Source organism: Bacillus sp. FSL E2-8900 (assembly GCF_037966225.1).
Taxonomy (GTDB): Bacteria; Bacillota; Bacilli; order Bacillales; family Bacillaceae_G; genus Bacillus_A; species Bacillus_A cereus.
The window spans coordinates 1,185,579-1,199,732 of sequence record NZ_CP150193.1; the positions used below are offsets into that span (position 1 = coordinate 1,185,579).

Below are 14,154 nucleotides of genomic sequence, written 5' to 3' on the forward strand. Positions count from 1 at the left end.
TCACTCCTTCTCGTGAGTTCTGACATACACTATTACAATATGAGTGGAATATGGCTGATATTACGTTAATTCTCACGATAAAAACAAGGAATTTATATAGGAGGGATGTACATAACGTGATATAAAAAAAGACATCCTTATTTAGTGGATGTCTTTTCAGGTAAATCTTTTCGCACAGTATATAAAAAACGAGATATATCTAATTTCTTTCCTCTGAAAAATTGCGGAGAAGAAATATAAAGTTCTTCTTTCGCACGTGTAATGGCGACATACAGTAATCGGCGTTCTTCTTCTAACGCTTCAGAAGTTTCCGTAACACGATCATTTGCATCTTTTAAAGAAGAAGTATGAGGCAGGATTCCATCACTTGCTCCAAGTAAAAAGACACATGGAAATTCAAGGCCTTTTGCGTTATGGATTGACATAAGTGAAACGGCATCTTTTTGCGGCATTGTTTTTAATGCTTCCATTTCTTTTTGACCTTGAATCGCCTCGTCGATAAATTGTAAATAAGCTGGAATATCGGTGAAACGAGTTGCAGACTCCATTAATTCTTCCAACATTTCTTCTTGTATGTCTTTATGCATCGTAAAGGAAGAACGATCGTTACTTTGTAAGTACTCTAAATATTTTCCTTTACCATGAATGATTTCTTTTAATGCTTTTTTCGGTTCTAATTCTTTAATAAACTTAATAAAATCGATGCGCTCATTTACCTTTTTCACTTGAAAAGGTTTTAAGCTTGGATTTAATAGTAAGAAATGAAGAAGAGAAGGGAAGCGTCCCTCACCATATTTCCATTGTTCACGTTCAATAAATGAAATACAATCATCACGTCCGATATACATCGTCGGCAATATGTTTGAAAGTGATTCTAGTCGAAACGGCTCAATCACGAGTCTTAAATGATCTAATACAGGCTTGATTAAAGAATGTTCATAAAATGATTGGCTCGCCCCGTGTTTAATAAACGGGATTTTATGAATGGTAAGCTGATCAAGTAACGAACGACTTACAGAATGTGTGCGATACAGTAAACAAAAATCTTTAAAGTTACGTTCACCACTCTCTACTTTTTCTTGAATAAGCTGCAAAATTTGATTTGCTTCGTCAAGAGTCGTAGCAGGTCTTGCATAAAAAGGTTGTACACCTTCCTCACGAACAGAGTATAGCTCTTTATCAAAACGTTCTTGATTTAATTTTATAACTTCATTTCCAAGCCCGACGATAAAGGGATTGGATCGATAATTCGTATTTAGTGCAATGATTGTTGTGTTATCAAATTCTTTGGGAAAAGATAAAATAATTTGGTGACTTGCTCCTCGCCAGCCGTATATCGCCTGGTCGTCATCACCTGCGATAAATAAATTATTTCTTGGCGTGGCTAACAATTTTACGATTTCATATTGTGCATACGATGTATCTTGAAACTCATCTACTTCAATGTAGTGAAACCGTTGTTGTAATTGAGTTAGTAAAGGAGCATTATTTTCTAACATATAATATGTTTCCAATAAGATGTCATCGAAATCAATATAATTGTATCTTTGTTTTACCTCTTCAAAACGTTCGTATACTTCTTTAAATTCTTGTTCGACTGGTGTTTTCGCTTTTACATCTTTCGGACGATTTAATTTGTTTTTCTCAAGTGAAATCATCGCGAGCATCGTTTCCGCATCATAATCGTCTTTTAAACGCAATTCTTTTAAGATTTTCTTTATCATAATTTGTTTATGTTTTTCATTTGCTAAAATTTGCTGATTATACCCTTGGCTACGAAGCAATTTTAAGAAAACAGAGTGGAATGTACCAGCAACTACGTAGCTACTTGCTGCATGATTCATGCCTGGTAACTTCGCAACACGACTTCGTATTTCTTCAGCTGCTTTTTGTGTAAATGTAAGTAATAAAATATTTCGTGGATGAACTTGTTTTACATTTACTAAATAACCAACGCGAGTTGTTAAAACAGATGTTTTCCCGCTTCCGGCACCAGCTAGTGTAAGAACAGGACCTTCTGTTGTGCGCACGGCTTCTAATTGTTTTTCGTTTAAAAAAACATTTTGTTGTTCAAGAGCGCGGAAATAAGCCGCATCTACATCTTCTTCCATAATTAAATGGGTAGATGTTTTCGGAATATGATATGTCGCACGCGGAATATCAGCGTGTGTTAACGATTTTTGTGAAAATTTTTCTTGTGTCATATGTTCACCTTCAAAACTATAGCATCAACATTTAACTTTAGCGGAAGAAAAAGAAAATAGCAATGTAAAAAAACAGGAGGGGTCACCTCCTGCTTTCAAATTACAATTCTTTTATCATTACGACGTGCGGGATATTTGCTTCCATAAATACATCAGAACTTGTTACATATCCAAGTTTTTTATAGAAATCTTCAGCATGTGTTTGAGCGTGAAGTTTCAATTTTGGTAGCGAATTTTCTTTTGCATACGCTTCAAGCGAATCCATAACAATTTTTCCAATCCCTTTTTTGCGATGGGAATTTAGCACGCAAATGCGTTCCATTTTTCCTATACCATCAAGGATGCGAAAACGTCCAGCACCAACTGGAACATCATTGTCATATATAACAACGTGTGTTGAAGTTTCTTCAAACTCATCGTACTCTTCTTCAGCAGAGACACGTTGTTCATTTACAAACACTTGTTTACGTACAGAGAATGCATCTCTTAGTTGTTCGTCCGTTTGTACAATCTGTGCGTGCAAATTAGTTGTTCCCCTTTCCAAGACGGAATGTTTCGTGTACAGTCCATGTTCCATTTTCTAATTGATATAGAAGATGGAAACGATCAATTGGTTGTTCATAATAGAAATCTTTCATACGTAGTCGGCCCAATACATCAGCATGCTCTGCGTCTGATAAGCCTTGTCCGATTGTTAAATGAGGTACGAAAGCATATTCGCGTTCTTGCGTGAATAACCCGCCATGCATTTCTTCATTTAAGAAAGTAAGTTCAGGTGTTTTTTCTACTTTAAAGTAAAGGACGTTATTAACAGGTGCGAATGAACCAACTTTCCCAACATGAAGGGTGAAAGGGTTCGTTTTACTTGCGATTGTATGTAACTCGTTTACAATCGACTCTAATTGTTCATCTTGCGCCTCAAAGGGTGTTTTCAATGTAATATGTGGCGGAACTAATGCGTAGTGCGGGTCATAACGTTTACGCAATCCGTTCGCTTTATCTTGAATCATTTTAGATGGAAAAATTACAATGCCTAATTTCATGTTCCAATTCCTCCCTTTGTAAGTCTAGTTAGATTTTGAGATAAATAAATCTCTTTATCTATTATATCAAATTATTCTGAATACTGCTCTCTATTATTTCATTGATAGAATATGAGAGAAGGCTTTCGGTAAATCAGTCTGCCAATATTTCCAAGTATGATTGCCTTCAAATTCCTCGTAATGCGTGATGAAGTTTCTATCTGTAAGAAGCGTATTTAACTCACGGTTCGGCCCTACGAAATCAGATACTTGTCCATCAGTACGCTTTACAGCCGTTTCTTCTGTACCGATGACGTGATACAGTTCTAACGCCTGTGGATCTTTGAATTCTTTTGCTAAGTTCATCACTGTCTCATCCACAAATGGTGATTGCATAACGACTTTACCGAATGTATGCGGATACATAAGTGCAGTCATAAAGGAAACTGTTCCGCCAAGAGAATCACCAATTAAAACACGACCTTTTCCCATTTGGTACGTTGGATAATTTTCATCAATATATGGTGCAAGTTCATGAGCAAGGAAACGAATATATGCAACATTTTTTATTTCATTTGGGAAATATTTTTCTTTACGATCATGTACATTTTTATATGGAATACCGACAATAATTGTACGGTCAATTTCTTCGGTTTCACGAAGGCGCTCAATTACACGGTGCGCTTTACCAAGCTGAAAATAATCTCTACCATCTTGTGCAATTACAACTGTATGTTTGTGCAGTGGTGTGTAATTTACTGGTAAATAAACGAGAAGTGTAACATCTTCTTGAAGTGATGCGCTATAAAATGAAATTTCTTCAATTCTCCCTATTGTTTGACTCATGTAGATCCCCCTAAATAAAAATTTACTGTAACGATTGTAAGAGCGACGCTTGTAGTGAAAAGGAAAGAAATATTCACTAATTGGTGCCTTAATTTCTATTTTACCATAATGGTACGAAGAATCTAAAAAATTAGTATTTAAGTTACGAAAGAAAACGGATATAATGAAGTGGGATTTTTGACAGGTGAGAGGGGAGACAGGATTTGAAACAAGAAAAATCAATCGCACTACCATTGGCTATTTCTATAATTGCCATTTCCTTTGCAGCAGTTTTTGTAAAGATGTCCTCAGCACCATCTTCAATATTAAGTATGTACCGCTTATGGATTATCGTACTTATTATGCTGCCTATCGTATGGAAAAAAAGAGAGGAATTTAATAGGATTCAAATGAAAGATTGGGGCTTTTTAATTGGATCTGGTTTCTTTTTAGCACTTCATTTTCTTTTATGGTTTGAATCTTTAAAGCATACAACAGTTGCTAGTTCAACAATTATTTTGGCACTTCAACCAATCGTATCTTTAGTTGGAGGTTTTTTTCTATTTAAAGAAAGAACAACATATTCAGCCATTGCAACGATGGGAATTGCTATTTTAGGAGTAATGTGCATTGGTTGGGGAGATTTAGGTTTAAGTAAGCAAGCAATTTATGGTGACATATTATCCTTTCTAAGTGTAATAGCGGTTGTCGGTTATTTATTTATCGGGCAAACGACAGTGAAGAAAGTATCGCACTGGATTTATAGCTTTACAGTCTTTGCGTTCGCAGGTCTTTTTATGGGGATTTATAATGTCATATTACAAGTACCCTTTACAGGTTATACGAAGTGGGATTGGACTGTTTTTCTTTTACTTGCGGTTGTGCCGACAGTGTCACATGTAATTAATAACTGGCTATTAAATTATGTAAATGCAACGACAATTTCAATGAGTATTTTAGGAGAACCTGTTGGAGCATCTATACTTGCGTTCTTCTTACTTGGAGAAAAATTAAATGCAATGCAAATTATCGGTAGCATGCTCGTATTGTTTGGTGTATCGGTTTTCTTACTACAGCAACAAAAGCGAACAGCAAAAAATGTCGTAAACGAGCCGGTGTATACACAGGAATTATAGTGTTAGGGGAGAAAAGAGAAGTTGTGATACTTCTCTTTTTGTTTTATAGGAATATGGGCATAGAAGGGGGATGGAAATCGAATTTCCATCAAAAAAGATACATGGTTATATCCAATTTTTGTAGGGAGAGAATATTTTCTTTTGCTTTTTACAATTCCATTAGCAATGTTGTTTAGTTGGAGTTGATTTTTGGCAAAATATATTGCCGGGAAAGAAACAATTACGATTAGATCGGGTCTCATTACAAAACGTATATTTATACGAGATATAAAACAAATTTCAAATACGAAAAATCCAATAGCAACTCATGCATTATCATTTGACTGACTTGAAATTGTTTACGATACACATAAAAACAGAAATTATTTCTCCAAGAAATAAAGAACAATTTATTAACTTTGTAAAAAGTAAAAACTCAAATATTGAAACAAAGTAAAAGAGTGGCTACGAAGCCACTCTTTTACTTTGGGTTTGTCATATAAGGTTGTACGTGAATGACACATAGGTCACGGAATTTGCCTTCAGCAGTTGTGACAATTACGACTGCTTTACCTGCACTTTTTCCAGTAATCGTCACGGTGTCACCTTTTGGATATATGGTGATGATATCAGAATTCATATTTGACCAAATAAGCTCTTTATTCGTTGCTTGTATTGGCAAAATGGAAGCTGCTAACACAATGTTTTGTCCCGTTTTTATTTTTAATTTATGTTTTTCCATATGAACACCGATGACTGAAATAACAGAAGGAGCAATTGAAATTTTAGGCGGGTTAGGTTGCATGTTTAAACAAGATGCAGAAGTATTTGTGATAGGTGAAAATTTTCGTGTTTGTTGTTGCTGGAAAGCTGCTAACATGTTGGAGTCCCCTTTCTGTATAAGTGCTGATATTCATACTATAAAGGAGTAGTGTTATGTTAAATTTAACGAAACATAAAGAATTTGTTAAATTTGATAAGAAGATTGTCGAACTGTAAAAAAATCTCTGCTGTTACGATAACAGCAGAGATTTTTTTATAAATTATGACGATGTTGTTTTTCGAAATCCTCAAATTGCTCTTCAACTTCTTTTGAAGGTTGTGTTAGTAAACTAACAATTACGATGGCTAGTAAACTAATAGCGAAACCTGGAATCATTTCATATAAGAAATCTTTTAAGAATTTGAATTGAGTCCAGATAATAACAGTAGCGGCACCAGAAATCATACCAGCAAGCGCGCCCCATTTCGTCATACGTTTCCAATATAAGCTTAATAAAATAGCAGGTCCGAATGAAGAACCAAAACCAGCCCAAGCGTATCCAACAAGAGCTAAAATCGTATCATTTTGTTTAAACGCTAAAGCGCACCCAACTAATGCAATAACAAGTACAGCCATACGACCGACAAATACAAGTTCTTTATCAGATGCAGAACGTTTGAAGAATGTACGATATAAGTCTTCCGTTACGGCACTAGAAGTAACGAGTAACTGAGATGAGATTGTACTCATAATTGCTGCTAAAATAGCGGCTAATAAAAATCCAGTAATAAGTGGGTGGAATAAAATTTTCCCAAGTTCAAGGAAAATTGTTTCTGGGTTAGATAATGTTAACTCTTGTTGTGAATAGTAAGCAATACCAATAAGACCAGTAAACATAGCTCCAACAACAGAGAAAATCATCCAGCTCATACCAATTCTTCGTGCGCTTTTAAGTTCTTTTACAGAAGAAATTGCCATAAAGCGTACGATAATATGAGGTTGTCCGACATAACCAAGGCCCCATGCGAATAGAGAAATCATTCCTAAAGTAGAGGCACCTTTAAAAATATCTAGACGTGTTGGATCTACAGATCGAATTGTATCAAATGCAGGTCCAAGTCCGTTCGAATTCATAATTGTTACGATAGGAACAAGAATAAGAGCAACTACCATAATGATTCCTTGCACGAAGTCTGTCCAACTTACTGCTAAGAAACCACCAAATAATGTGTAAGCGACAACAACGCCAGCTACAATGAATAATCCAACATGATAGTTCATGCCAAATGAATTTTCAAATAATACAGCGCCTGAAACTAATCCTGAAGCTACATAGAAAGTAAAGAAAATCATAATAACAAGTCCAGATACTAAACGTAGCATATGAGATTTGTCGTGGAAACGGTGTTCCAAAAATTCTGGGATAGTAATAGAGTTATTTGCAATTTCTGAGTAGGTACGTAAGCGAGGAGCGACATAAAGCCAGTTTGCGTATGCGCCTAGTGTTAGGCCGATCGCAATCCAACTACTACTTAATCCAACGCTAAACATTGCACCGGGTAACCCCATTAAAAGCCAACCACTCATATCGGATGCTCCAGCACTTAATGCTGTTACTGCGGGGCCTAGTGTACGCCCGCCAAGCATATAATCTGTTAAGTTGGACGTTCGTTTATAGGCGAAATAGCCAATGACTAACATCCCGAGCATGTAGATAGAGATCGAAGTTAAAGTTAACATCTGCGTACTCATGTAGTTCCCCTTCCTTTTGTCATGTCTTTTGATGCGTTATGCATATTTATAATCTATCATGATTATTCTGAAAAATCCATATAGAAATATGAATTTTCAGAAATGTAAGCGTTTTTTGATGTCATTTTACTTTTTTAATATATAATATTCATACAAAAAACCTTATTTTTAATAGAGTATTTATTATATTTACATAAAAAGAGGTTGTTTTGTCAATATAATATTGAAAGGAAAGAAAAATAAAATTTTTAAAAAAGTATTGACTTGTGAAAAAAGTCAGGTCTATAATGAGTGCAACTTAAAAAAATGCAAGCGTTGATGAAGAAGAGTACACATGATGAACATGTCAGAGAGCTGATGGTTGGTGCGAATCAGTATGGAATTGATGTGGAATGGGCTTCGGAGCTTCCAAACCGAAACGAAAGAAGTAGGCTTTGGCGACATGATCTCATCGATACAAGAGACACGTATTGTTTTTGATACGGTAAAGTGCGTTACATTTGTAACGAATTAAGGTGGCACCACGGGAGTACCCGTCCTTTCTATAGGATGAGTACTCCCTTTTTGTGTATAAAAAATGAAATAAATGAAATCGTTTAAGTAAGAAGAGTACGTATATTGGAGACGTTACAGAGAGCCGGGAATAGGTGGGAGCCCGGTACGGTGCCATATACGGAATGGGCTTACGAGAGGTATGCTGAACAATTATTTTCAGTAGGCAACCCGGGTTCCGCCGTTACAAGGATAAGGTATAAATTTTGTACCTGAACAAAGCGGGATGCTTTTGCATCCAACACGAGGTGGTACCGCGGTATATTTATCGTCCTCTACATATTTTCGATATGTAGAGGACTTTTTTATTTTTCAGGGCGAGGTGAAGGACATGATGACGAAAGAAGAATTTATAAAACAAAAAAGAGAGAGAAAGACATTTTTAGTAATCACTGAAGAAGAAGGAGATAGCATTACGCCAATTTCTTTATATAGACGTATGAAAGGGAAGAAGAAATTCTTATTAGAAAGTTCACAGCTTCATCAAGATAAAGGGCGTTATTCTTACTTAGGATGTAATCCTTATGGAGAAGTGAAAAGCGTTGGTACGGAAGTGGAACGAACGATTTACGGCCGGTCAGAAAAGTTGCAAAGTAACGTACTTCAAGTGTTAGAAGAAGTGATCGGGTCAGCTCAAGTAGAGAGTCCATTTCCATTTTGCGGGGGAGCAGTTGGTTATATTGGATATGACGTCATTCGGCAGTATGAAAACATTGGAGCGGATTTACACGACCCATTAAATATTCCGGAAGTACACCTTTTACTATATCGTGAGTTTATCGTTTACGATCATTTACGCCAAAAGTTGTCGTTTGTATATGTATGCAGGCAAGATGATTCAGCAGATTATGAAGAAGTATACGAAAGGCTACGAGTATACAAAGAGGAAGTGCTACAAGGAGAAGAAGCTGAAGTAAATGCAATACAATCCCCATTATCATTCACTTCTTCTATAACGGAAAAAGAGTTTTATGAGATGGTAGAAATGGCGAAAGAATATATAAGAGCGGGAGACATATTCCAAGTTGTACTGTCACAGCGTTTACAAAGTGAATGTATTGGTGATCCATTCGCGTTATATCGAAAACTTCGAATTGCAAATCCATCACCATATATGTTCTATATCGATTTTCAAGATTATGTTGTACTCGGTTCCTCGCCGGAAAGTTTACTATCAGTAAGGGAGGATAAAGTGATGACGAATCCAATTGCTGGTACAAGGCCGAGGGGGAAAACGAAGAGGGAAGATGAGGAAATCGCAAAAGAACTGTTAGGCAATGAGAAAGAGCGAGCAGAGCATATGATGCTTGTAGATCTTGGGCGAAACGATATTGGTAGAGTGAGTGAAATCGGCTCGGTTACGATAGATAAATATATGAAAGTAGAAAAATATTCTCACGTTATGCACATTGTATCCGAAGTTTACGGAACATTGCAAAAACAAATGGGCGGATTTGATGCGTTAGCGTATTGCTTACCAGCAGGGACGGTTTCTGGAGCTCCGAAAATTAGAGCGATGGAAATTATAAATGAACTAGAGAATGAAAAAAGAAATGTATACGCTGGTGCAGTTGGATACGTTAGTTTTTCAGGAAATCTTGATATGGCGCTCGCCATTCGAACGATGGTCGTAAAGGATGAAAAAGCATATGTTCAGGCAGGAGCAGGAGTCGTTTACGATTCAGATCCAGTAGCTGAATATGAAGAAACATTAAATAAAGCGAGAGCGCTTTTGGAGGTAATGAAATGATTGTACTTATCGATAATTACGATTCGTTCACATATAACTTGTATCAACTGTTAGGCGAACATGAAGAAGAAATTGTAGTTGTAAGAAATGATGAAATAACGATAGAACAGTTAGAAGAGGTGAATCCAAGAGGAATTGTACTTTCACCAGGACCAGGAAAACCAGAGGATGCTGGCATTTGTATCGACGTCATCCGTCATTTTTATAAGAACGTTCCCATATTAGGGATTTGTCTTGGCCACCAAGCGATCATAGCTGCATTTGGAGGAGACATTGTTAGAGCAGAATGTATTAAACATGGAAAAACATCGCGTGTGAAACATAACGGAACGTCAATCTTTTCATACGCTACACAGCCGCTAACGGCAATGCGCTATCATTCCCTTGTTGCAGAGCAAACGAGCTTGCCAGAGTGTTTTGACATATTAGCAACAGCGATGGACGACGGAGAGATAATGGCAGTCCGTCACAATTATTATCCGCTCTTCGGATTACAGTTTCATCCGGAATCAATCGCAACAGAAGAAGGCGGAAAGTTAATACGTGCCTTTTTAACAGAAATAAAAGAGGAGGAAAGAGTATGAATAACTATCTTCGTAAATTAGTGGAGGGTCAACATTTAACAGAAGAGGAAATGTATAAAGCAGGACTACTTTTATTAAGTGAAAACATATTAGAAAGTGAAATTGCAGCTTTCTTAGTCTTACTGAAAGCGAAAGGTGAAACTGCAGAAGAAATATACGGTCTCGTTCGAGCTCTTCGCGAAAAGGCATTGCCGTTTTCGAACCATATACAAGGAGCAATGGACAATTGCGGGACGGGTGGTGACGGTGCTCAAACGTTTAATATTAGCACAACATCAGCATTCGTACTGGCAGGAGCAGGTGTAAAGGTTGCAAAACATGGTAATCGTGCTGTTTCTAGTAAAACAGGAAGTGCAGACTTATTAGAAGAACTAGGTGTAAATATTAGTAGTACGCCAAACGAAATTGATTATTTACTAGAGCATGTGGGCATTGCATTTTTATTTGCACCAGTGATGCATCCAGCACTAAGGCGCATTATGAAAATAAGAAAAGAGTTAAACGTGCCGACGATCTTTAATTTAATTGGTCCTTTAACAAATCCAGTGAATTTAGAAACACAATTTGTCGGTATTTATAAACGAGATATGTTATTACCAGTTGCAGAAGTATTACAAAAGTTAGGCCGGAAACAAGCGCTTGTCGTAAATGGAAGTGGTTTTTTAGATGAAGCGTCATTACAAGGGGAAAATCACGTAGTCCTTTTAAAAGATAATGAAATAGTAGAAATGAGTATTGATCCAGAAAAGTATGGTTTTTCAAGAGTGAAAAATGAAGAAATTAGAGGGGGGAATTCAAAAGAAAATGCAAAGATTACGCTTGAAGTATTGAGCGGAGAAAAGAGTGTTTATCGTGATACAGTTTTATTAAATGCAGGTCTAGCTCTTTTCGCAAATGGAAAAACGGAAACGATTGAAGAAGGAATTAAACTCGCGGCACATAGCATTGACTCTGGAAAAGCATTAACCAAATTAAACTTATTAATTGCAGCAAGCAATGAAAAATTAGAAAGGGTGAACTAAAGTGGGGACGATTTTAGATGAAATTGTAGAACAGAAGAAAAAGGAAGTTGCGGAGTTGTATGAAATATATACACCAGTAAAAACAAAAAGAAAGACACATTCACTTGTAGAAGCGTTACAGCAGTTTACTGTCATTGCAGAAGTAAAGCGAGCATCACCATCAAAAGGAGATATCAATTTACACGTTGACGTACGAAAACAAGTGGGAACATATGAGAAATGTGGTGCAGGAACAGTATCTGTTTTAACAGATGGTCAATTTTTTAAAGGGTCGTTTCACGATTTACAAACAGCAAGAGAAGAAAGTAACATTCCGCTTTTATGTAAAGATTTCATAATCGATAAGATTCAAATTGATAGAGCATATGAAGCGGGAGCAGATATTATTTTACTAATTGTAGCAGCGTTAACGAAAGAGAAGTTAAAAGAGTTGTATAGCTACGTGTTAGAAAAAGGATTGGAAGCGATTGTTGAAGTTCATGATGAACAGGAATTAGAAACTGCGATTGTATTAAATCCGCACGTTATTGGCATTAATAATCGTAATTTAAAAACGTTCGAAGTAGATTTAAGCCAAACTGAAAAGCTTGGAAAAAGATTGAATGAGGAGAAACTACTTTGGATTAGTGAAAGTGGCATTCATTCAAAAGAAGATATTATTCGTGTTAAAAGAGCTGGGGCCAAAGGTGTATTAGTTGGAGAGGCGCTTATGACATCATCTTCTATTAGTAGTTTTTTTGAAGATTGTAAGGTGAATATATGAAAGTGAAAATTTGCGGCATCACTGATGTGGAAACAGCGAAAAGTGCGTGCGAATACGGCGCAGATGCACTCGGATTTGTTTTTGCAGAAAGTAAACGGAAAATCACTCCAAAGAGAGCGAAAGAAATCATTCAGGAGCTTCCAGCCAACGTGTTAAAAATTGGTGTTTTCGTAAATGAATCAGTAGAAGTGATCCGGAAAATTGCAGATGAGTGTGGGTTAACACATGTACAACTACATGGGGATGAAGACAATCATCAAATTAGAAGATTGAATATTCCGTCTATAAAGTCGCTAGGAGTAACTTCAGAGAGTGATATGAAAAACGCTCAAAGGTATGAAACGGATTATATATTATTTGATAGCCCGAAAGAAAAGTTTCATGGAGGAAATGGAAAGACATTTTCATGGGAACTACTTGGGCATATGCCAAAAGAATTGCGAAAGAAAACGATATTAGCTGGTGGATTAAACGCTCTTAATATAGAAGAAGCAATTCGAACTGTTCGGCCTTATATGGTCGATGTGAGCAGCGGAGTAGAGACAGAAGGAAAGAAAGATGTAGAGAAAATAAAACAATTTATTATAAAAGCAAAGGAGTGTTCCAAATGAACTACGCATATCCAGATGAAAAAGGACATTACGGTATATACGGAGGACGATACGTTCCAGAAACGTTAATGCAATCTGTACTAGAACTAGAAGAAGCATATAAAGAAGCGATGCAAGATGAAGCATTTCAAAAGGAATTAAATCATTATTTAAAAACGTACGTCGGAAGAGAAACACCGCTATATTATGCTGAAAATATGACGAAGTATTGCGGTGGGGCAAAAATTTATTTAAAACGTGAAGATTTGAACCATACAGGAGCTCATAAAATTAACAATACAATCGGTCAGGCACTACTTGCAGTGCGAATGGGCAAGAAAAAAGTTGTCGCTGAAACAGGAGCTGGACAACACGGAGTTGCAACAGCTACTGTATGTGCTCTTCTCGGATTAGAATGCGTCATTTTTATGGGAGAAGAAGATGTAAGACGTCAAAAATTAAATGTGTTCCGAATGGAATTACTCGGAGCGAAAGTAGAAAGTGTAGCGGCAGGTAGCGGTACATTAAAAGATGCGGTAAACGAGGCGCTTCGTTACTGGGTTTCACATGTGCATGATACGCACTACATTATGGGATCTGTTCTCGGACCACATCCATTCCCGCAAATTGTCCGTGATTTCCAAAGTGTAATTGGAAATGAAACGAAAAAACAATATGAGACGTTAGAAGGAAAGTTACCAGAAGCAGTCGTTGCTTGTATTGGCGGTGGCAGTAATGCGATGGGGATGTTTTATCCGTTCGTACATGATGGAGAAGTTGCTCTTTACGGCGTAGAAGCAGCTGGAAAAGGCGTTCATACAGAAAAGCATGCAGCAACTTTAACGAAAGGAAGCGTTGGTGTTCTCCACGGATCAATGATGTATCTTCTGCAAAACGAAGAAGGACAAATTCAAGAAGCACACTCTATTTCAGCAGGACTTGATTATCCAGGTGTTGGTCCAGAACATAGCTTGCTAAAAGATATTGGCCGCGTTTCTTATCATTCGATAACAGACGAAGAAGCATTAGAAGCATTTCAATTATTAACGAAAAAAGAAGGCATTATCCCGGCGTTAGAAAGCTCGCATGCTGTCGCATACGCATTAAAATTAGCGCCGCAAATGAAGAAAGATGAAGGGCTTGTCATTTGTTTATCTGGCCGCGGTGATAAAGATGTAGAGAGTATAAAACGTTATATGGAAGAGGTGTAAA

The 14,154-nt window shown here is 36.8% G+C and carries 13 protein-coding genes, 1 pseudogene and 2 other annotated features; of the genes and pseudogenes, 8 read left to right on the forward strand and 6 right to left on the reverse strand.

Features of this window, described 5'->3' with window-relative positions:
- Window positions 1-137: 137 nt before the first annotated feature.
- The 4 genes from NST90_RS06115 to NST90_RS06130 form a co-directional block, all read right to left on the reverse strand.
- Window positions 138-2,204 (reverse strand): ATP-dependent helicase, encoded by a 2,067-nt coding sequence (locus tag NST90_RS06115; protein WP_000191204.1) that lies wholly within the window; start codon window positions 2,202-2,204, stop codon window positions 138-140.
- A 100-nt stretch (window positions 2,205-2,304) separates the two neighbouring features.
- Window positions 2,305-2,727, reverse strand: coding sequence for a GNAT family N-acetyltransferase (locus NST90_RS06120; protein ID WP_000543295.1), 423 nt, complete (start codon window positions 2,725-2,727; stop codon window positions 2,305-2,307).
- Window position 2,728: 1 nt separating this feature from the next.
- Entirely contained in the window at window positions 2,729-3,247 is a 519-nt protein-coding gene (locus tag NST90_RS06125) for a YjcG family protein (RefSeq protein WP_000765862.1), read from the reverse strand.
- A 93-nt stretch (window positions 3,248-3,340) separates the two neighbouring features.
- A complete protein-coding gene (locus NST90_RS06130) occupies window positions 3,341-4,072 on the reverse strand; it encodes an alpha/beta hydrolase-fold protein (RefSeq protein ID WP_025709872.1) in 732 nt (243 codons plus the stop codon).
- A 203-nt stretch (window positions 4,073-4,275) separates the two neighbouring features.
- Here NST90_RS06130 and NST90_RS06135 point away from each other — a divergent pair, with 203 nt between their 5' ends.
- The gene (locus tag NST90_RS06135) at window positions 4,276-5,187 is read left to right on the forward strand and encodes a DMT family transporter (protein WP_000806939.1); all 912 of its coding nucleotides are present in this window, start codon (window positions 4,276-4,278) and stop codon (window positions 5,185-5,187) included.
- Between the two features lie 111 nt (window positions 5,188-5,298).
- A pseudogene (locus NST90_RS06140) lies at window positions 5,299-5,623 on the forward strand (PH domain-containing protein); the annotation flags it as partial.
- A 24-nt stretch (window positions 5,624-5,647) separates the two neighbouring features.
- On the opposite strand, the gene NST90_RS06145 reads toward NST90_RS06140, so the two are convergent.
- Window positions 5,648-6,046, reverse strand: a complete 399-nt coding sequence (locus NST90_RS06145) for an Ig-like domain-containing protein (protein ID WP_000878730.1) — start codon at window positions 6,044-6,046, stop codon at window positions 5,648-5,650.
- Between the two features lie 156 nt (window positions 6,047-6,202).
- Window positions 6,203-7,681, reverse strand: coding sequence for a sodium/proline symporter PutP (gene putP / locus NST90_RS06150; RefSeq protein ID WP_000107210.1), 1,479 nt, complete (start codon window positions 7,679-7,681; stop codon window positions 6,203-6,205).
- 306 nt (window positions 7,682-7,987) lie between these two features.
- Window positions 7,988-8,225: a binding site (T-box leader), on the forward strand.
- A 42-nt stretch (window positions 8,226-8,267) separates the two neighbouring features.
- Window positions 8,268-8,512: a binding site (T-box leader), on the forward strand.
- A gap of 52 nt (window positions 8,513-8,564) precedes the next feature.
- On the opposite strand from putP, the gene trpE reads away from it, so the two are divergent.
- The 6 genes from trpE to trpB are packed head-to-tail and all read left to right on the forward strand — an operon-like array spanning window position 8,565 to window position 14,153.
- Window positions 8,565-9,983, forward strand: coding sequence for an anthranilate synthase component I (trpE, locus tag NST90_RS06155; protein ID WP_016122110.1), 1,419 nt, complete (start codon window positions 8,565-8,567; stop codon window positions 9,981-9,983).
- Complete coding sequence (locus NST90_RS06160; protein WP_000636322.1) at window positions 9,980-10,567, forward strand: aminodeoxychorismate/anthranilate synthase component II; 588 nt, start codon at window positions 9,980-9,982, stop codon at window positions 10,565-10,567. The genes trpE and NST90_RS06160 overlap by 4 nt, the downstream gene beginning before the upstream one ends.
- A complete protein-coding gene (gene trpD / locus NST90_RS06165) occupies window positions 10,564-11,589 on the forward strand; it encodes an anthranilate phosphoribosyltransferase (protein WP_001067365.1) in 1,026 nt (341 codons plus the stop codon). Before NST90_RS06160 ends, trpD begins: the two co-directional genes overlap by 4 nt.
- A 1-nt stretch (window position 11,590) precedes the next feature.
- On the forward strand, window positions 11,591-12,352 hold the full coding sequence (gene trpC, locus NST90_RS06170; RefSeq protein ID WP_000536676.1) for an indole-3-glycerol phosphate synthase TrpC: 762 nt from the start codon (window positions 11,591-11,593) through the stop codon (window positions 12,350-12,352).
- Entirely contained in the window at window positions 12,349-12,963 is a 615-nt protein-coding gene (locus tag NST90_RS06175; RefSeq protein WP_000865147.1) for a phosphoribosylanthranilate isomerase, read from the forward strand. The genes trpC and NST90_RS06175 overlap by 4 nt, the downstream gene beginning before the upstream one ends.
- Window positions 12,960-14,153, forward strand: coding sequence for a tryptophan synthase subunit beta (gene trpB, locus NST90_RS06180; RefSeq protein ID WP_001105040.1), 1,194 nt, complete (start codon window positions 12,960-12,962; stop codon window positions 14,151-14,153). The genes NST90_RS06175 and trpB overlap by 4 nt, the downstream gene beginning before the upstream one ends.
- Window position 14,154 lies beyond the last annotated feature (1 nt).

What these genes read in the sequence shown, in the direction of transcription:
- NST90_RS06115 (WP_000191204.1), bottom strand. Translation starts at nt 2,204, where the DNA reads ATGACACAAGAAAAATTTTCACAAAAATCGTTAACACACGCTGATATT.
- NST90_RS06125 (WP_000765862.1), bottom strand. Translation starts at nt 3,247, where the DNA reads ATGAAATTAGGCATTGTAATTTTTCCATCTAAAATGATTCAAGATAAA.
- NST90_RS06130 (WP_025709872.1), bottom strand. Translation starts at nt 4,072, where the DNA reads ATGAGTCAAACAATAGGGAGAATTGAAGAAATTTCATTTTATAGCGCA.
- NST90_RS06145 (WP_000878730.1), bottom strand. Translation starts at nt 6,046, where the DNA reads ATGTTAGCAGCTTTCCAGCAACAACAAACACGAAAATTTTCACCTATC.
- putP (WP_000107210.1), bottom strand. Translation starts at nt 7,681, where the DNA reads ATGAGTACGCAGATGTTAACTTTAACTTCGATCTCTATCTACATGCTC.
- trpE (WP_016122110.1), top strand. Translation starts at nt 8,565, where the DNA reads ATGATGACGAAAGAAGAATTTATAAAACAAAAAAGAGAGAGAAAGACA.
- NST90_RS06160 (WP_000636322.1), top strand. Translation starts at nt 9,980, where the DNA reads ATGATTGTACTTATCGATAATTACGATTCGTTCACATATAACTTGTAT.
- trpD (WP_001067365.1), top strand. Translation starts at nt 10,564, where the DNA reads ATGAATAACTATCTTCGTAAATTAGTGGAGGGTCAACATTTAACAGAA.
- NST90_RS06175 (WP_000865147.1), top strand. Translation starts at nt 12,349, where the DNA reads ATGAAAGTGAAAATTTGCGGCATCACTGATGTGGAAACAGCGAAAAGT.
- trpB (WP_001105040.1), top strand. Translation starts at nt 12,960, where the DNA reads ATGAACTACGCATATCCAGATGAAAAAGGACATTACGGTATATACGGA.